Annotated in this window: 12 protein-coding genes; 6 read left to right on the top strand and 6 right to left on the bottom strand. The window is 74.6% G+C overall.

Annotated elements, in window-relative coordinates; genetic code table 11:
• The first annotated feature begins 25 nt into the window (after nucleotides 1-25).
• Nucleotides 26-1255 carry a threonine ammonia-lyase gene (ilvA, locus tag BLW86_RS14015; RefSeq protein ID WP_093874360.1) on the top strand — a complete coding sequence of 410 codons (1230 nt, stop codon included), beginning with the start codon at nucleotides 26-28 and terminating at the stop codon, nucleotides 1253-1255.
• Nucleotides 1256-1369: 114 nt separating this feature from the next.
• On the opposite strand, the gene BLW86_RS42585 is transcribed toward ilvA, so the two are convergent.
• Nucleotides 1370-1921 (bottom strand): helix-turn-helix domain-containing protein, encoded by a 552-nt coding sequence (locus BLW86_RS42585; RefSeq protein ID WP_093874359.1) that lies wholly within the window; start codon nucleotides 1919-1921, stop codon nucleotides 1370-1372.
• Nucleotides 1922-2167: 246 nt separating this feature from the next.
• Between BLW86_RS42585 and BLW86_RS14005 the strand changes: the two genes are divergently transcribed.
• Both BLW86_RS14005 and BLW86_RS14000 read left to right on the top strand, forming a co-directional pair.
• Nucleotides 2168-3187, top strand: a complete 1020-nt coding sequence (locus tag BLW86_RS14005; RefSeq protein WP_093874358.1) for an ATP-binding cassette domain-containing protein — start codon at nucleotides 2168-2170, stop codon at nucleotides 3185-3187.
• Entirely contained in the window at nucleotides 3184-4038 is an 855-nt protein-coding gene (locus BLW86_RS14000; RefSeq protein WP_093874357.1) for an ABC transporter permease, read from the top strand. The genes BLW86_RS14005 and BLW86_RS14000 overlap by 4 nt, the downstream gene beginning before the upstream one ends.
• A gap of 13 nt (nucleotides 4039-4051) precedes the next feature.
• On the opposite strand, the gene BLW86_RS13995 is transcribed toward BLW86_RS14000, so the two are convergent.
• The 4 genes from BLW86_RS13995 to BLW86_RS13980 form a co-directional block, all read right to left on the bottom strand.
• Nucleotides 4052-6340 carry a protein kinase domain-containing protein gene (locus BLW86_RS13995; protein ID WP_093874356.1) on the bottom strand — a complete coding sequence of 763 codons (2289 nt, stop codon included), beginning with the start codon at nucleotides 6338-6340 and terminating at the stop codon, nucleotides 4052-4054.
• 4 nt (nucleotides 6341-6344) lie between these two features.
• Entirely contained in the window at nucleotides 6345-8987 is a 2643-nt protein-coding gene (locus BLW86_RS13990) for a protein kinase domain-containing protein (RefSeq protein ID WP_305631941.1), read from the bottom strand.
• A gap of 108 nt (nucleotides 8988-9095) precedes the next feature.
• The gene (greA, locus tag BLW86_RS13985) at nucleotides 9096-9593 is read right to left on the bottom strand and encodes a transcription elongation factor GreA (protein WP_093874355.1); all 498 of its coding nucleotides are present in this window, start codon (nucleotides 9591-9593) and stop codon (nucleotides 9096-9098) included.
• A gap of 190 nt (nucleotides 9594-9783) precedes the next feature.
• Nucleotides 9784-10185, bottom strand: coding sequence for a DUF4307 domain-containing protein (locus BLW86_RS13980; RefSeq protein ID WP_093874354.1), 402 nt, complete (start codon nucleotides 10183-10185; stop codon nucleotides 9784-9786).
• 98 nt (nucleotides 10186-10283) lie between these two features.
• Between BLW86_RS13980 and mca the strand changes: the two genes are divergently transcribed.
• Both mca and BLW86_RS13970 read left to right on the top strand, forming a co-directional pair.
• Nucleotides 10284-11165 carry a mycothiol conjugate amidase Mca gene (gene mca, locus BLW86_RS13975; RefSeq protein ID WP_093874353.1) on the top strand — a complete coding sequence of 294 codons (882 nt, stop codon included), beginning with the start codon at nucleotides 10284-10286 and terminating at the stop codon, nucleotides 11163-11165.
• A complete protein-coding gene (locus tag BLW86_RS13970; protein ID WP_177181650.1) occupies nucleotides 11158-11403 on the top strand; it encodes a hypothetical protein in 246 nt (81 codons plus the stop codon). Before mca ends, BLW86_RS13970 begins: the two co-directional genes overlap by 8 nt.
• A gap of 85 nt (nucleotides 11404-11488) precedes the next feature.
• On the opposite strand, the gene BLW86_RS13965 is transcribed toward BLW86_RS13970, so the two are convergent.
• Nucleotides 11489-15127, bottom strand: a complete 3639-nt coding sequence (locus BLW86_RS13965) for a tetratricopeptide repeat protein (RefSeq protein WP_093874351.1) — start codon at nucleotides 15125-15127, stop codon at nucleotides 11489-11491.
• A 110-nt stretch (nucleotides 15128-15237) separates the two neighbouring features.
• Here BLW86_RS13965 and BLW86_RS13960 point away from each other — a divergent pair, with 110 nt between their 5' ends.
• Nucleotides 15238-17259 carry a thioredoxin domain-containing protein gene (locus tag BLW86_RS13960; RefSeq protein WP_177181649.1) on the top strand — a complete coding sequence of 674 codons (2022 nt, stop codon included), beginning with the start codon at nucleotides 15238-15240 and terminating at the stop codon, nucleotides 17257-17259.
• The last annotated feature ends 135 nt before the right edge of the window (nucleotides 17260-17394 follow it).

Raw genomic sequence — 17394 nt, 5'->3', positions numbered from 1 at the left:
GTCGTGAGCTGCGAGACTTGCTGTCATGAGCTTCCGTACGCCAGACCCCTTGCACCGGCTGATGCTCGACGACGTGCGGGGGGCGCAGAAGATGCTGGCCGGGGTGGCCAGGATGACGGCTATGGAGGGCAGCCGTCATCTGTCCTCGCTGGTGGGAGCCCCGGTTCACCTCAAGTGCGAGAACCTCCAGCGGACCGGTTCCTTCAAACTGCGCGGGGCGTACGTACGGATCGCCGGGCTGCGGCCCGAGGAGCGGGCGGCCGGGGTGGTCGCGGCCTCCGCCGGCAACCACGCGCAGGGCGTCGCGCTCGCCTCGAAACTGCTCGGGGTGCACGCCACCGTCTTCATGCCGGTCGGCGCCCCGCTGCCGAAGGTCGCGGCGACCCGGGAGTACGGCGCCGAGGTCCGGATGCACGGCCACGTCGTCGACGAGACGCTCGCGGCGGCGGAGGAGTACGCCCGGGAGACCGGCGCGGTCTTCATCCACCCCTTCGACCACCCCGACGTCATCGTCGGGCAGGGCACGGTCGGCCTGGAGATCCTGGAGCAGTGCCCCGAAGTGCGGACGGTCCTCGTCGGCATCGGCGGCGGCGGGCTCGCGGCCGGCATCGGCCTCGCGGTGAAGTCGGTGCGCCCGGACGTGAAGGTGATCGGCGTCCAGGCGGAGGGCGCGGCCGCCTACCCGCCCTCGTTGGCCGCCGGGCACCCCGTGGTGATCGAGTCGCCGGTGACGATGGCGGACGGGATCAAGGTCGGACGCCCGGGCGACGTGCCGTTCGCCCTGATCCAGGAGTACGTCGACGAGGTCCGTACGGTCTCCGAGGACGCGCTCTCCTCGGCGCTGCTGCTCTGCCTGGAGCGGGCGAAGCTGGTGGTCGAACCGGCCGGCGCGAGCCCGGTGGCGGCCCTCCTCGCCGACCCGACGTCCTTCCGGGGGCCGGTCGTCGCGGTCCTCTCCGGCGGGAACGTCGACCCCCTGCTGCTCCAGCGGATCCTGCGGCACGGCATGGCCGCCGGCGGTCGCTACCTGAGCCTGCGGCTGCGCGTCACCGACCGGCCGGGGGCGCTCGCGACCCTCCTCGCGGTCCTGACGGTGGTCGACGCGAACGTCCTGGACGTGAGTCACGTACGGACCGATCCGCGCCTCGGACTGACGGAGGCGGAGGTCGAGCTGCACCTGGAGACGAAGGGCCCGGAGCACTGCCGGGAGGTGGCGGAGGCGCTGCGGGAGGCCGGGTACACGGTGCTGGACTGACACCCGCGCGCACGCCTTCTCCGTGCGGCCTCCCCGTACGTCTCCTTCGCGTGCCTCCCCCGTACGCCTCCCTCCGTACGCCCCCTTCGTGCGCCTCCTCCCAGGGCTCCCGTCTCAGAGGCCCCTGCGCTCCCGGGCCACCCGGTTGAGGACGGTCACCAGGCCGCCGCCGACCAGGGCCCCCGCCGCGAGCAGGCCCAGGGGCCGGCCGAGGCCCGGCAGGCCGGACTCCCGCCGGGCGGCCGGGATCGCGGGGACGAGCGCGGGCTCCCCGCCCCGCGCCCCGACGTGGACGGCGGCCGCCCGGGCGGCCGTCTCGTGTGCCAGGGAGCGCTCCAGGCGGAGCAGGAGGGGACCCGGGTCCGCCCCGGCGGCCGCGGCGAACTCCTCGACCGCGACCCGGGTCGGCAACTGCTTCTGGTTCAGGAACCGTTCCCACGAGGAGCGGCTGTAGTGGGTGCGCTGTGCGAGCTTGCCGTAGCTCAGCTCCGTGGCGTCCTTGATGCGGCGCATCTCGGCGGCCAGCTCGGCCCAGGGCGTCGTCGTGTCACAGCCGGAGCACCCCGGCTCGTCCGTCGCCCCGGCCCCGCCGACCGCCCCCGCCCCGCCGACCCTGCCCGTGCCGCCCGTCCCGTTCCTGCCCGTGCCGTGTGCGCCGATCGCCATCTCGTGCTCCCCGTCATCGTCGTCGTGCTCCGTGCAAGGACCCCAGCCTCGCCCGTGGGACCAACGGCCCGCCAACAGCACGCCAACGGGTGTCCCGGGCCGCCGCCCGGGACGCCCAGGACGGCCACGGGACGGACGCGAGACGCGTCCGTCCCGTGTGCTCCAGGTCACGGATTCACCGGGCGAGGGCCTTCCCGAAATCCTAGGATCGGTAGGAAACGCCCGAATCTCCCTGGGAGAATCCACATGCCAGGCGCGATATACGCCGAGGGTCTGGTGAAGACCTTCGGGGACGTACGAGCTCTGGACGGGGTGGACCTCGACGTGCCGGAGGGCACGGTCCTCGGTCTGCTCGGCCCGAACGGGGCGGGGAAGACGACCGCCGTGCGGGTCCTGACGACCCTGATCAAGCCGGACAGCGGAAGAGCCGTCGTCGCCGGGATCGACGTCCTCAAGCACCCCAACGAGGTCCGCCGCTCGATCGGCCTCTCCGGCCAGTTCGCGGCCGTCGACGAGTACCTCACCGGCCGCGAGAACCTCCAGATGGTCGGACAGCTCTACCAGATGAAGGCGAAGCCCGCGAAGGTGCGGGCCGGCGAGCTGCTCGAACGGTTCCACCTCGTCGACGCCGCGGACCGGCAGGCCAAGACGTACTCCGGCGGCATGCGCCGCCGCCTCGACCTCGCGGCGGCCCTCGTCGTCTCCCCGCCGGTCATGTTCATGGACGAGCCGACCACCGGCCTCGACCCGCGGCACCGGCAGGAGCTCTGGGACGTCATCAAGGAGCTCGTCGCCCGCGGTACGACCCTGCTCCTCACCACCCAGTACCTGGAGGAGGCCGACCACCTCGCCCACGACATCTGCGTCGTCGACCACGGCCGGGTCATCGCCCGCGGCACCTCCGACCAGCTCAAGGCCCAGACCGGAGGCGAGCGGGTCGAGGTCGTCGTGCGCGAGCCGGAGATGATCGCCGACGCCCGGGACGTCCTCGCCCGCTACGGCGTGGCGGGGATCGGCCACGGCGAGGTGTCCGTCGAGGAGCACACCCGCAAGCTCACCGTCCCCGTCACCGGCGGCGCCAAGCTGCTCGCCGAGGTCATCCGCGACCTGGACGGCGTCGGCGCCGAGATCGACGACATCGGGCTGCGCCGCCCGACCCTCGACGACGTCTTCCTCTCCCTCACCGGTCACGTGGCCGACCGGAGCGAGGAGGAGGGCGAGCAGGAGGCCGGGGGCCGGAAGAGCCGGAAGGAGGCAGTGAAGTGACCACCGTCCTGGGGTCGGCCGACGGGCTGACCGCCCCGCGCCCGCGCGGCGGGATCGTCCAGTCCGTGAACGACTCGCTCGTGATCGCGCGCCGCAACCTGATCAAGATGTCCCGCATACCCGAAGTGATCATATTCGGGCTCATCCAGCCGATCATGTTCGTGGTGCTGTTCAGCTACGTCTTCGGCGGCTCGATGGAGATCGGCGACTCCACCTCGCCGCAGGTCTACCGCGAGTTCCTGATGGCCGGCATCTTCGCCCAGACCGTCACCTTCGCCACGGCCGGAGCGGGCGCGGGCATCGCCGACGACATGCACAAGGGCCTGATCGACCGCTTCCGCTCGCTGCCGATGGCCCGCGGCGCGGTCCTCACCGGCCGTACGCTCGCCGACCTGGTCCAGACGACGCTGACGCTGGTCGTCCTGGCGATCGTCGCCCTGCTCGTCGGCTGGCGCATCCACGAGGGCGTCCCCAAGGCGCTCGGCGCCTTCGCCCTCCTGCTCCTCCTCGGCTACGCCTTCTCCTGGATCGGGGCGCTGATCGGGCTCTCCGTCCGCACCCCGGAAGCGGCGACCTCGGGCGGGCTGATCTGGCTCTTCCCCGTCACGTTCATCTCGAACGCGTTCGTGGACTCCAGCAAGCTGCCCTCCTGGCTCCAGCCCATCGCCGAGTGGAACCCGTTCAGCGCGACCGTCCAGGCCTGCCGCGTACTCTTCGGCAACCCCGGCGTCTCGACCTCCGACGCGTGGCCGATGCAGCACCCGGTGTGGGCGTCGCTCCTGTGGTCGATCCTGATCATCGTGGTCTTCCGGACGCTGTCGGTACGGAAGTACCGCTCGGCGACGGCGTAAGAACCGGGGAGCCTCAGGGCAGGTAGCCGGAGAAGACGAGGCCGTCGGGGAAGGAGACGAAAGCCGCCCCTCCAACGGCCAGCGTCTCTCCGGCGGCCTGCACCGTGAAGCCGTCGGGGAGTTTCACCTCGAACCGGTCGGGTTCGTGGCCGGGGGCGGGACCCGCCACCGGGATGGAGAGGGCCTCGTTCTTGGCGACGGCCAGCACCCGGTTCCCCGCGAAGTACACCTCCCCCAGGACGCCCTCGGTCACGATGGGCAGCAGGGACCAGCGCCGCTCGCCGCTCCGAAGGTCGTAGACGCTCACGGTCTGGCCGCTCGCCACCGCCACCAGACCGTCCGCGTTCACCGCGGGCCCCGCGGTCACGGCCACCCCGAAGGACCGCTGCCGCTTCAGCGACTCCCCGTCGAGCACCGTCACGGACCCGTCCGAGGAGCCCGTGCACAGCACGCTGCCGCTCTTCTCGTGCACCACGAACCGCTGGCAGCCCGTCGCCCCGCGCGCCACTTCCTTGCCGGTACGGGCGTCGAGCGCCACCGGCACGACCCCCAGCGGCACCAGGACCCGGCCCGCCGCCGCGACCGGTTCCTCCGGCAGGGCGTCGAGCGGCGTCCGCCACAGCTGCTTGCCGTCGGCGAGGCGCACGGCAGTCGCCAGGCCCGTCTGCTCGTCGCGCATGTTCACGTACGTCGAGTAGAGGACGCCGTCCCGCAGGTCGGTGCCCTTCACGGCCCAGTCGGTCCCGGGCCCCGGGATCCGCCCGCGCTCCTTGCCGTCCTCGACCCCGTACGCGACGACCCCGTCCGGCCCCGTCACGTACGCCGTGTCGCCGACGACCGCCGGGTACTGGGGCCCGCTGCGCAGCCCCTCGCCCCGACCCGGCACCTTCCACACCTGCTTGCCGTCCGCCGCGCTCAGCCCGGTGACCGCGCCGCCGGACCCCGGGCAGACCAGGACCTTCGGGGAGAGCGCGCAGCTGCCGACGCCCTGCTCGACCTCGGCGGTCCAGGGCGACCAGCCCGCCGGACGGTGGGCGGGGTCCGCGGGGGCCGCGCCGAAGTCGTTGCCGTGGCCCTTGCCGCCGTACGGCAGGACGACCTGGCTCAGCGCGGCGACCGGCGCGGTGGTGCCGGTCGCGGGGCCGCCGCTCGTCGGCCCCGCGGCCCCGCCCGTAACCGCACCGCCCTGCCCGCCGCCCCGGTTGAGGAGGACCACGCCGACCGTCGCCACCAGGGCCACCGCCATCGCGCCCGCGACCACCGCGCCCCACGGGCGGCGCCGCTCCACGGCCGCCGAGGGGAGCACCGGCCGGTCCGTCAGCGCCGTGGGGGAGTACGGCACGACCGGCCCGAGCGTCGGCAGATCGGCCACGCCCGCGCCGGAGGCCGCCGCCTCCCCGGCGCTCCTGGCGGCCTCCCCGTACTCGGCGAGCAGCGAGAGCACCGCGCCGGGCCACGGGAACACCTCGGACGCGAAACCGCCGCCGAGGAGCTCCGCGACCTCCGCCGCCGACGGCCGCTCGTCCGGGTCGAGCCGCAGACACCGCTCCACGACCGGCCGCAGCTCCTTCGGAACGCCGTCGAGCTCGGCCTCCGCCCGGCTGATCCGGTAGATCACGGCCGCCATCTCGTCGTCGTGGAACGGCCCCCGGCCGCTCGCCGCGAACGCGAGCACCGCGCCCAGGCAGAACACGTCCGACGCGGGCACCACCGCCCGGCTCCCCACCAGGTGCTCCGGCGACATGAACCCGGGGGAGCCCACCACCAGGCCGGTCGAGGTCAGCGCCGTCGCCTCGAAGGCCTGCGCGATGCCGAAGTCGATCAGCTTCGGCCCGGCCGCGGCGAGCAGCACGTTCGCCGGCTTGAGGTCCCGGTGCAGCACCTTCACCTCGTGGACGCCCGCGAGGGCCCGCGCGAGGGCGACCCCGAGGGCCCGGACGGTCCCGACGGGCAGCGCCCCGGACCGTACGACCGCCTCCGCGAGCGAGGGTCCCGGCACGTACTCGGTCGCCAGCCACGGCGACGGCGCGTCGGCGTCCGCGTCCACGAGCCGCGCGACGCCCGGCCCGTCCACGGTCCGCGCCGCCGCGATCTCCCGCCGGAACCGGGTCCTGAAGTCCCCGTCGACCTCCAGGTCGTCCCGTACGGTCTTCACCGCGACCATCCGGTACGGATCGGCCGTCGGCGCGTCCGCCCGGCAGGCGAGGTGCACCTCGCCCATGCCGCCGGCGCCGAGGCGGGCGAGCAGCCGGTAGGGGCCGAGGAGCCGTGGGGGCTGTCCCGGCGGCAGGGCTTCCAGCAAGGGACTACTCCTCGGGCAGTGTGACGGAGGCGACGACCCCGGTGTCGTACACGACGTGGGCGACACCGCCGAGCGGCAGCACCTCCGGCGGGCGGATCTCCCGGCCGATGTCGGTGCCGTTCACCCGCTCGTACGGCTCCTTGGCGCGCGGCCCGGGAGCGCCGGGCACGGGCACGACGCGCTCCTTGCCGGGGGCGCCGTTCGGGCCGAGCGGCACCAGGTGCAGGGCCGAGAAGTCGGCGTAGACCAGGGTGTCCCCGGCGATCAGCGGGCTGGAGACGTACTGCTTCCTGCCGTCGGCGCCGGTGAGCGGGGGGATCGGGTGGTGGCCGAGGGTCCTGCCGGTGGCCGGGTCGAGGACGAACACGCCGTCGGGCTTTCCGGTGTTGCCCCAGTCGGCCCAGGGCAGCGGGCCCTGGTCGACGACGACGGCCGTCCGGGCGGACACGGCGGTCGGCCGGGCGCCCGACTTCGCGACGTCGGCGGGCAGCGGAAGCTTGCCGGCGCCCACCGGGGCGAGCGTCGTGGCGTCCAGGCGGTACAGCGCGAGCGGGGCCGCGGCCGTCGCGTCGAGCGGCGCGCAGTAGGCGTACCGGCCCTGGACACCGAGGCCGTCGCACCCCTTGGCCTCCGCCGGCACCTGGCCGCGCTGCTGTCCGGTCTTCGCGTCGAACGACACGAAACCGCCGTCGCTCATCGCGTACACGAGCCCGTTCGCGTAGGCGACGGGTTCGAAGTCGCGGAAGGAGTTGCGCGCGAGGTCGGCGTTGGTCAGCGATGTGGACCACAGCTGCCGGCCGTCGGCCAGGGCGAAGGCCGTCATCCGGTCCTTGTCCTCGCCGCCGGTCGGGACGAAGACCGTGCCGTCGCCCACGACGGGCCGGGTGCGCATCCCTGCCTCGGCGGTGTTCCGCTTCTCCCAGCGGACCGCGCCGCTGCGGGCGTCCCGGACCTGGAGTCGGCCACCGGAGAGCAGCACGACGGCGTCGCCGTGGACGGCGGGGACGTCCGTGGTGCCCGCGATGAAGATCCCGCCGGTGGGCCCGATGAAGCTCATGGAGTCGCGGGGGTCCGGCACCAGGTCCGCGGTCCACAGCGGCTTCCCGCTCGCCGGGTCCAGCGCCTCGTACCGCCCGTCCGTCGTCCGGCACACGAGCGCCTTCTCGCCGGCCGAGCAGCCGAAGGCCGGCGCGCTCAGCTTCGTGTGCCAGGGCTTCCAGGCGGCCGGGCGCTGGGCCGCGTTCTGCGGGACGACGCCCGAGGCGTCGGCGGTGCCGCGGTCGTCGACGCCCGCGATCCGGGGCCCGGCTGGCGGGGCGGCCTTCGCAGGAGCCTGCGGCGGCGCCGGATCGGGCCACAGGGCGTACGCACCGAGCCCACCGGCGACGACGGCGAGCGCGAGGACGGCGGCGACCGCGCGCCTCCGCCGCTTCCGGGGCGTCTCGGAGGCGGGCACGGTGGGCGCGGACACGGGCGCGAGCGTCGGCACGGAATGCAGGCCCGGGACGGCCGGGGTGACGACGGGCCCGGCCGGCGCCGCCTCCAGGAGCGGCCCGCCGGAGGCGACGAGCTGGGCGAGCTCCCTGCCGTACTCGCCGATGTGCTCCCGTACGCCCTCCGGCCACGGGAAGACCTTCGCGGCCCCGGCGCCGAGCAGCCCGACGAGCGCCTCCGGCGTCGGCCGGTCCGCCGGGTCCACGGCCAGGCAGGCGGCGATCGTCCCGCGCAGCTCCTCCGGGACGCGGGTCAGGTCGGCCTCGGCCTGGGAGACGCGGTAGAGGACGGCCGCGAGGGGCCCGTCGCCGAAGGGGTCCTCGCCGGTCGCCGCGTAGCAGAGCAGCGAGCCGAGGCAGAAGACGTCGGAGGCGGCCGTGACGCGGCGGGCGCCGGCCACGTGCTCGGGGGACATGAAGGAGGGCGTGCCGACCATCAGACCGGTCGCGGTCATGGTGGTCGCGGTGCTGCTGCGGGCGATGCCGAAGTCGATGAGGCGGGGGCCCGCCACGGAGAGCATGACGTTCCCGGGCTTGAGGTCCCGGTGCAGGACCCCGGCCCGGTGCAGGTCGGCGAGGGCCCGGGCGACGTCCGCGCCGAGCGCCCGCACGGTGGCGACGGGCAGCGGGCCGCCGCGCCGCACGGCCTGCGCAAGGCTGGGGCCGGGGACGTACGCGGTGGCCAGCCAGGGCACCTCGGCGTCGGCGTCGCCGCCGACGGGCGCGGCGGCATAGGCGCTGTCGACGAGCGCGGCGATCCTGATCTCGCGCCGGAACCGGTCCCGGAAGGCCGGGTCCCCGACGACGTCCCGCCGCACGGTCTTCACGGCGACGAAGGCGCCGATCCCGACCCCGACCCCGGCCCCGATCCCGACCCCGATCCCGGACCCGGCCCCGTTCCCGGACCCGTCCCCGATGTCGGCGGACCCGCCCCCGGGCCCGTTCCCCGACCTGTCCCCGGACCCGTCCCCGGACCCGTCCCCGGCCCCGGGCCCGTCCCCGGCACCCGCGGGCCCGTCCCCGAGCCCGCCCCCCGGGTCCTCCCCGGCATCCCGGGCGAGGAACACCTCGCCCATCCCGCCGGCGCCGAGCCGGGCGAGCACCTCGTACGGTCCGATCCGGCGCGGTGCGCCCTCGCGCAGCGGTCCCAGCACCTCGTCCTCCCCCTGGTGACGCGACGTCAGCTCCGCATCATTGCATGTGCATGCAGGACGAAGGGCCGGCCCCCCACGGGGGCCGGCCCTTCGCTCAAGGAGTGCGGATCAGCCGGTGTACGGCTTCGCGCTGAGGATCCTCACCGTGGCCTTCTTGCCGTTCGGCAGCTCGTACTCCGCGTCCTCGCCGACCTTCTTGCCGTTGACGCCGACGCCGAGCGGCGACTGCGGCGAGTACGTCTCGATGTCGTCGCTCGCGTACTCGCGGGAGGCGAGCAGGAAGTCCAGCGTGTCGTTCTCGTCGCCGTCGAAGGCGATCGTGACGACCATGCCGGGCGCGACGACGCCCTCTTCGGCCGGAGCCTCGCCGACCTTGGCGTGCTCCAGGAGCTGGGTGAGCTGGCGGACCCGGAGCTCCTGCTTGCCCTGCTCCTCCTTGGCCGCGTGGTACCCGCCGTTCTCGCGCAGGTCGCCCTCTTCGCGCGCCGCTGCGATCTTGGCGGCGATCTCGGTACGCGCGGGACCAGTCAGGTACTCAAGCTCGTCCTTGAGCTTGGTGTACGCCTCCTGGGTGAGCCAGGTGACGTTGTCGCTGGTCTGGGTCACGGGTGCTCCTCGTAGGTACTGGGAATACAAAGCATCGCCCTACACGGAAAAGCGGTGCTGTCCCGGGTGGGCGAAACCACGAGCCTAACAATGAGTGGCGAAAAGCGGGAGGACATAAACCATAAAGATGGCGTCTCCCCAGGTCACCGCAGTGACTCGCCGGGACTCGACACCCCGTCCCTACCCACCGCTACCGCGCCGTACACCCGATGAGTTCGGCGCTCGTCGCGCGGGCGGTCGTGCGGAGCGAGAAGACGCGGTCGACCCGGCTCGCGGCGTCGTCGATCCGGACGTCCTTGCGGGCCACCTCGGCCCCGTCCTCGGAACGCGAGCGCAGCGTGCAGACGCCCTTGACGCCCTCGTCCTTGCGGATCTCCAGGTGCACCTGGACCTCGTCGGCGCTCACCACGTCGAACTTGATCATCTCGGCGCTGATCTTGTTGTCGACGACGTAGTGCCAGCCGAACCAGCCCATCATGCCGAGGAAGAGGACCCCGAGCACCGCGCCGGCGATCTTGAGCTTGCGGTCGGCCCGCTCGTCCGCGGAGCGCCCGTAGCGCCCCTCGGGCAGCTGCTCTCGCACCGCGCTCATGGGTGATCCTCTCGAAGCCGGGGGTGGCGGAATTTTCACTCCCCCGATTCCGTCACTATAGAGACCACCCTCCGCGTCGAATCACTGAGGATCGAGTCTTGACTGAGCAGCTGCGACTGATGGCCGTTCACGCCCACCCCGACGACGAGTCGAGCAAGGGTGCGGCCACGATGGCCAAGTACGTGTCCGAGGGGGTGGACGTCCTGGTGGTGACGTGCACGGGCGGCGAGCGCGGCTCGGTCCTGAACCCCAAGCTTCAGGGCGACCCCTACATCGAGGCGAACATCCACGAGGTGCGCCGCAAGGAGATGGACGAGGCCCGCGAGATCCTCGGCGTCTCCCAGGAATGGCTGGGATTCGTCGACTCGGGGCTCCCCGAGGGCGACCCGCTGCCCCCGCTTCCCGAGGGCTGCTTCGCCCTGGAGGACGTCGACACGGCGGCCGGGGCGCTGGTCCGCAAGATCCGCTCCTTCCGTCCCCAGGTCGTCACGACCTACGACGAGAACGGCGGATACCCGCACCCCGACCACATCATGACCCACAAGATCACGATGGTGGCCTTCGACGGCGCGGCCGACGCCGAGAAGTACCCGGAGGCCGAGTTCGGCCCGGTCTGGCAGCCCCTGAAGCTCTACTACAACCAGGGCTTCAACCGCCCCCGCACCGAGGCCCTGCACAAGGCCCTCCTGGAGCGCGGCCTGGAGTCGCCGTACGGGGACTGGCTGAAGCGCTGGGACGAGTTCGGCGGCAAGGCGCGCAACCTCACCACGCACGTCCCCTGCGCGGACTTCTTCGAGACCCGCGACAAGGCGCTGATCGCCCACCGCACCCAGATCGACCCCGACGGCGGCTGGTTCCGGGTCCCGATGGAGATCCAGAAGGAGGTCTGGCCGACGGAGGAGTACGAGCTCAGCAAGGCGCTGGTCCCGACCTCCCTCCCCGAGGAAGATCTCTTCGCGGGCATCCGCGACAATGCCTGACATGAGCGCACACCTGGCACTGACCCAGCTTGTCCCCTTCGCCGCCCAAGAGCTGGACAAGAACAAGGTGACCCCCGGCGTCCTCGGCTTCGTCGTCTTCGCGGTCCTGGCCCTCGCGGTCTGGCTGCTGATGAAGTCGATGAACCGCCACATGGGCAAGATCTCCTTCGAGGAGACCCCGGACCCGGCGACGGCCGGGAACACCCCGAAGAAGCCGGCCGCCACCCAGGGCAAGTGACCACCCGCCCCCTGGGCCGTACCACGGAGGTACGGCCCAGGGGGCGGCCCTGCCCCGAGGGGGCACACCGCGCCGACGCCCCGGGCTACGGCGCGGCAGGGTCCTTCCGGGCCCCCGCCTCCCCGGGCCCTCCCCGTACGCCCAGGATCTCGCGGGCGTGGCGGGTCGGGACCAGGCCCAGGTCCCAGGCCTGCCAGGGGGTCGACGGGGCGATGCCCCGGTCCAGGAGCAGGCCGTGGGCCTCGGCGCAGTCGTCGAGCCTCGGGTCGCGCGCCGGATGACGGTCCGCGGCCAGCGCCGCGAGCTCCTCGCGCGCCGACGCCACCCCCGGCTCCGGACTCCCCGGGACCGCGTGCGGCAGCAGCCCGCAGCGCAGCAGACGGGCCCAGTCCGCGCCCCGCCGGTCGCCGTACCCCTCGAAGAGCGACCGCGCCTCCTCGCACAGCGCGAGCGCCTGCGGGACCCGCCCGTTGCCCGCGTCGACGATCGCGAGCTCCAGACAGGCCCACGCCTCGCCGTGGGCGACCCCGATCCGGCGGAAGTCCGCCCGCGCGTCCACGAGCAGCTGCCGGGCGAACCCCGAATTGCGCAGGTTGCCCGCCCGCGCCGCCTGCTGGTCCCGGGTGACCCGGCCCAGGTGGTGCCGGGCGCACGCGAGGCCGTACAGATCCCGCATCCGCGAGAACATCGACCGCGCCCGCCCCAGCTCCCGCACCGCCTCGTCCCGGTCGCCCCGCTCCTCCAGGGCCTGCCCCAGGTGGTACAGCGTCCACGCCTCGCCGCGCGCGTCCTCCTGCTCCCGGTGCCGGGCGAGCGCCCCGCGCAGCTCCTCCACCGCTGGCTCCGCCTCCCCGGCGGCGAGCCGCGCCCGGGCCAGCTGGGTCAGCGCCCAGGCCTCCCCGCGCCCGTCGCGGACGCGCCCGTACGTCTCCAGGGCGCGCCGCAGCTCGCCCTCCGCGCCCGCCGTGTCGCCCCGGACCAGCAGCACCTGCCCGTACTGGAAGTGCGCCCACGCCTCGCCGTGCAGCGACTCGTGCTCCCGGTGCAGGGCGAGCGACCGTTCGAGCAGCGCCGTCGCCTCGGCCAGGTCGCCCCGATCGCGCTCCACGGCCGCCAGCGCGTGCAGCGTCCAGCCCCGGTCGGCGGCCAGCGACTCCGGCTCCTGGAGCGCGAGCGCCTCCCGCAGGCGCGCCGCGGCCTCCGTGAGCCGCCCCTGGTGGTGCAGGGTGATCCCGAGCGAGCAGAGCGCGAGCGCGGCCCCGGCGTCCTGGTGGGCCTCCTGGTAGAGGGAGACGACCGAGGTCAGCGTCTGGTGGGCCTTGTCGAGCTCGCCGAGCTGCCGGGCCGCGATGCCGGTCCGCCACCGCACCGAGCGCGTGAGCAGCCCCTGCCCGACGGACTCGGCCAGCTCGTTGATCTCGCCCAGCCGGTACAGGTCGCCGCGCAGCAGGCAGTAGTCGCAGAGCGCGCTGAGCAGATCGAGGACGGTCTGCTGGTCGACGCCCTCCGCGTGCCGCAGGGCCGCCGTGAGGAAGCTGGACTCCTCGTCGAGCCAGCCGAGCGCCGCCTCCAGGGAGCCGAAGCCGTGCCCGTCGAAGCGGTCGGCCCGGGTCGACATCTTGCCGTCGACCATCCGGATCACCGCGTCGGCGAGCTCCGCGTGGTTGCGGACGAGCCGCTCCTGCGCCGCCGCGATCTCGGCCGCGTCCTCCTCGTCGAGGAGCCGGCCGGCCGCGAAGGCGCGCACCACGTCGTGCAGCCGGTAGCGCTCCCCGCGCACGTGGTCGAGCAGCCCGGCCGCGGAGAGCTCCCGCAGCCGCCGGGCCGCCTCCGGCCCGCTCCCGCCGAGCAGCGCGGCGGCCGCCGCCGCGCCGAGGGACGCCCGCCCGGCCAGCGCGAGCCGCCGGAGCAGCTGCCGGGCGTCCTCGTCGAAGTCGAGGAAGTACCTTACGGACAGGGCGCGTTCGACCGGGTCGGCGCCCCAGCCGGGGCGGGCGAGGACATGCGCCAGGTCGTCCATGGAGCGGCCCCCGAGCAGGGAGCCCGCGACCCGCAGGGCCAGCGGCAGCCCGCCGCACAGCTCCCGTATCCGCTCGAAGGCCTCGGCGTCGTACGGGCCGGGGTCGGGCGCGGCGGCCGTCGCGCGCAGCAGCTCCTCGGCGCCCGCCGCGTCGAGCGCGGCCACCGGCAGGGCGTGTACCTCGGCCGGTACGTCCGCGCCGAGGTCCAGCGGCTCCCGGCAGGTCACCAGGACCAGGCTGTCGGACCGCTCCGGCAGCAGGGCCCGCACCTGGGAGGCGTCGGCGACGTCGTCGAGGATCAGTACGACCGGCACCCCGCTCAACTGCCGCCGGTACAACTCGGAGAGCTGCCGCACCTGTTGCTCCGCCGAGGCGCCCTCGCGGAAGAGCAGCCGGTCGCGCGGGGCGCCGAGCCGGTTCAGCAGGTGCAGCAGGGCCTCCCGGGTGGTCACGGGCCGCTCGCCGGTCGCGCCGCCCCGCAGGTCCACCACGCAGGCCCCGCGGAACTGGTCGCGCAGCGCGTGCGCGGCCCGCACGGCGAGCGTGGTGCGACCGGAACCGGGCTCGCCGTGCAGCAGCACGACGGTCGGCCGGGTGAGCGGCGCGGCCCGCCCTGCCTGCACCCACCGGGTGATGCGGGCCAGCTCCTCGCGCCGGCCGGCGAACGCCCCGCCGGGGTCGGGCAGATGCCCGAAGGACCGCTCCAGCACGACCCGAGCCCGAGCCGCCGCACTCCGATCGACCCGCCGCCCTCCGCCCACGCCGGACCCCGCAGTGAACGGCCCACCTCCGGCCGCGCCCACCTCGAACGCCCCGGCCCCGACTACGTCCCGGCCCGTGCCCGCCCCGAACGCCCCGCCTCCGGCCGTGCCCCGGCCCGTGTCCACCTCGTACGCCCCGCCCGCGCCCGCCTCGAAAGCCCCGCCTCCGGTGGCGCCCCGACCTGCGCCCGCCTCGAAAGCCCCAGCCCCGCCCACCGCGCCCGCCCCGGCCCCGCCCGTCGAGCCCCCGGCCCCCGAACCTTCGGCCTTCCCCAGCCCGCCCCCGGCCCCCGAAGCCCCCGCCCCACCCGTACCGGCCTCGAACCGCCCGCCCCCTGCCTCCGAAGCCCCCGGTCCACTCGCCCCCGCCTCCGACGCCCCCGCCCCCGACCGCTCGGCCGCGGGCGCCTCCCGTTCCCGCTCCAGGAACGGCCGTATCCCCTGTGTCTCAAGGGCCGTCAGCCAGGCGAGCCGTGACTGCTCGACCACGTCGGGCCGCCCCGCCTCACCGTCCCCGCCGCGGCGCCCCGCCGCCCTGCCGGGTCCCGTCGTCGCGCGGAGGACGGTCGCCGCCGCACCGGCCACGGCGACCGCCGCGCCCGCGCCGAGTGCCGTCCCCGCCGTCGTGCCGAGCGCCAGGTCCGCGCCGAAGGCGGCGGCCGCGGCGATGCCCGTGACCAGGGCGGAGCCCCCGATCACCGGACCGGCGAAACGATCCGCCGGCCGCGTCGTCCGCCCGGCCGCCTCCGCCTCCTCCACCGCCCGCAGATAGACCGCGTAGGCGCCGCCGGCGCCCTCCACGGCTCCCACCACCGCGTCCAACTCCGCCCGGCCCCGCGCGAGGAGCGCCTCCGTGTCGGCCCGGCCCCCGGAGGTCCGTACCTCCTCCGCGACGGCCCGTTCCAACAGCCGCTCGGCCTCGGTCCGGTGACTCTCCCGCATCTGCGTTCCCCCTCCGCGCGTGCCCGACGAATCCGGCCCAGTGTCCTGCGTCGCGCGCGTCGGCGCGAGGGAGCGGGGAAAGGAGGAGATCACTGCGGCAGGATGGGCCCATGCCGAACCGACTGGCCCATGAGACCTCCCCGTACCTCCTGCAGCACGCCGACAACCCGGTCGACTGGTGGCCGTGGTCGGCCGAGGCCTTCGAGGAGGCCCGGCGCCGCGACGTCCCCGTGCTGCTCAGCGTCGGGTATTCCAGCTGTCACTGGTGCCATGTCATGGCGCACGAATCCTTCGAGGACGACACCACCGCCGCCCTGGTCAACGACAACTTCGTCGCCGTGAAGGTCGACCGCGAGGAGCGCCCCGACGTCGACGCCGTCTACATGGAGGCGGTGCAGGCGGCGACCGGCCAGGGCGGCTGGCCGATGACCGTCTTCCTCACCCCGGACGCCGCTCCCTTCTACTTCGGTACGTACTTCCCGCCCGAGCCCCGCCACGGCATGCCGTCCTTCCCGGAGGTCCTCGAAGGCGTCCGGGCCGCCTGGGCCGACCGTCGCGGCGAGGTCGACGAGGTCGCGGACCGCATCGTGAAGGACCTCGCGGGCCGCTCCCTCGCCTACGGCGGCGACGGCGTCCCCGGCGAGGAGGAGCTGGCGGGAGCCCTGCTCGCCCTCACCCGCGAGTACGACGCGACCCGCGGCGGCTTCGGCGGCGCCCCCAAGTTCCCGCCGTCGATGGTCCTGGAGTTCCTGCTCCGCCACCACGCCCGTACGGGCTCCGAGGGCGCCCTCCAGATGGCCGCCGACACCTGCGAGGCGATGGCCCGCGGCGGCATCTACGACCAGCTCGGCGGCGGCTTCTCCCGCTACGCCGTGGACCGCGCCTGGGTGGTCCCGCACTTCGAGAAGATGCTCTACGACAACGCCCTGCTCTGCCGGGTGTACGCGCACCTGTGGAAGGCCACGGGCAGCGACCTGGCCCGCCGGGTCGCCCTGGAGACCGCCGACTTCATGGTCCGTGAGCTCCGCACCCCCGAGGGCGGCTTCGCCTCCGCGCTCGACGCCGACTCCGACGACGGCAGCGGCAAGCACGTCGAGGGCGCCTACTACGTGTGGACCCCCGCGCAGCTGGCCGAGGTCCTCGGCGCGGAGGACGCCGCCCTCGCGGCCGCCCACTACGGCGTCACCGAGGACGGCACCTTCGAGCACGGCAGCTCCGTCCTCCAGCTTCCGCGGGAGGCGGGCCCGGCCGACGCCGCCCGGCTCGCCTCGATCGCGGCCCGGCTCCTCGCCGCCCGCGAGGAGCGAGCGCGCCCCGGCCGTGACGACAAGGTCGTCGCGGCCTGGAACGGCCTCGCGATCGCCGCCCTGGCCGAGACCGGCGCCCTCTTCGACCGCTCCGACCTGGTCGAGCGCGCCACCGAGGCCGCCGACCTCCTCGTCCGCGTCCACATGGACGAGGCCGCCCGGCTCACCCGGACGTCCAAGGACGGCCGGGCCGGGACGAACGCGGGGGTCCTGGAGGACTACGCCGACGTCGCCGAGGGGTTCCTCGCCCTCGCCGCCGTCACCGGCGAGGGCACCTGGCTGGAGTTCGCCGGCTTCCTCCTGGACATCGTCCTCGACCGCTTCACCGCCGAGGGCGGCGCGCTGTACGACACGGCCCACGACGCCGAGGCCCTCATCCGGCGCCCCCAGGACCCCACCGACAACGCCGCCCCGTCGGGCTGGACCGCCGCCGCCGGAGCGCTCCTCTCGTACGCCGCGCACACCGGCTCCGAGGCCCACCGCGCAGGCGCCGTGGGCGCCCTCGGCGTGGTCAAGGCCCTCGGCCCGCGCGCGCCCCGGTTCATCGGCTGGGGCCTGGCCGTCGCCGAGGCCCTCCTCGACGGGCCCCGCGAGATCGCCGTCGTCGGCGAGCCCTCCGACCCGGCCTTCCGGGAGCTGCGGCGCACCGCGCTCCTGGCCACCACGCCCGGCGCGGTCCTCGCCACCGGAGCCCCCGGCGGCGAGGAGTTCCCGCTCCTGGCGGACCGGCCGCTGGTGGGCGGGGCGGCCGCCGCGTACGTCTGCCGTCACTTCACCTGCGACGCCCCGGTCACCGACCCGGCCGAGCTGCGCCGGAAGCTCTGAACCCGACGACCCCGACGACCCGGCGGCCTCGACGGCTCCGACGAGTCCGACGGCCCCCCACGACCCCGGCCCGGAACGGGGACGGCCCCGCGACCCCTCCGAGGAGGGGCGGCGGGGCCGCACCGTGTCCTGGCG

Origin of the sequence: Streptomyces sp. TLI_105 (assembly GCF_900105415.1) — a bacterium.
GTDB lineage: Bacteria > Actinomycetota > Actinomycetes > Streptomycetales > Streptomycetaceae > Streptomyces.
The sequence above is the reverse complement of the archived record's forward strand: the minus strand, read 5'-3'. Positions and strand labels throughout refer to the sequence as shown.

Excerpts from the sequence above, each read along its gene's own strand:
- BLW86_RS13970 (WP_177181650.1), top strand. The coding sequence starts at position 11,158 with ATGCCTGACATGAGCGCACACCTGGCACTGACCCAGCTTGTCCCCTTC.
- BLW86_RS13965 (WP_093874351.1), bottom strand. The coding sequence starts at position 15,127 with ATGCGGGAGAGTCACCGGACCGAGGCCGAGCGGCTGTTGGAACGGGCC.
- ilvA (WP_093874360.1), top strand. The coding sequence starts at position 26 with ATGAGCTTCCGTACGCCAGACCCCTTGCACCGGCTGATGCTCGACGAC.
- BLW86_RS13960 (WP_177181649.1), top strand. The coding sequence starts at position 15,238 with ATGCCGAACCGACTGGCCCATGAGACCTCCCCGTACCTCCTGCAGCAC.
- BLW86_RS13980 (WP_093874354.1), bottom strand. The coding sequence starts at position 10,185 with ATGAGCGCGGTGCGAGAGCAGCTGCCCGAGGGGCGCTACGGGCGCTCC.
- BLW86_RS14005 (WP_093874358.1), top strand. The coding sequence starts at position 2,168 with ATGCCAGGCGCGATATACGCCGAGGGTCTGGTGAAGACCTTCGGGGAC.
- BLW86_RS42585 (WP_093874359.1), bottom strand. The coding sequence starts at position 1,921 with ATGGCGATCGGCGCACACGGCACGGGCAGGAACGGGACGGGCGGCACG.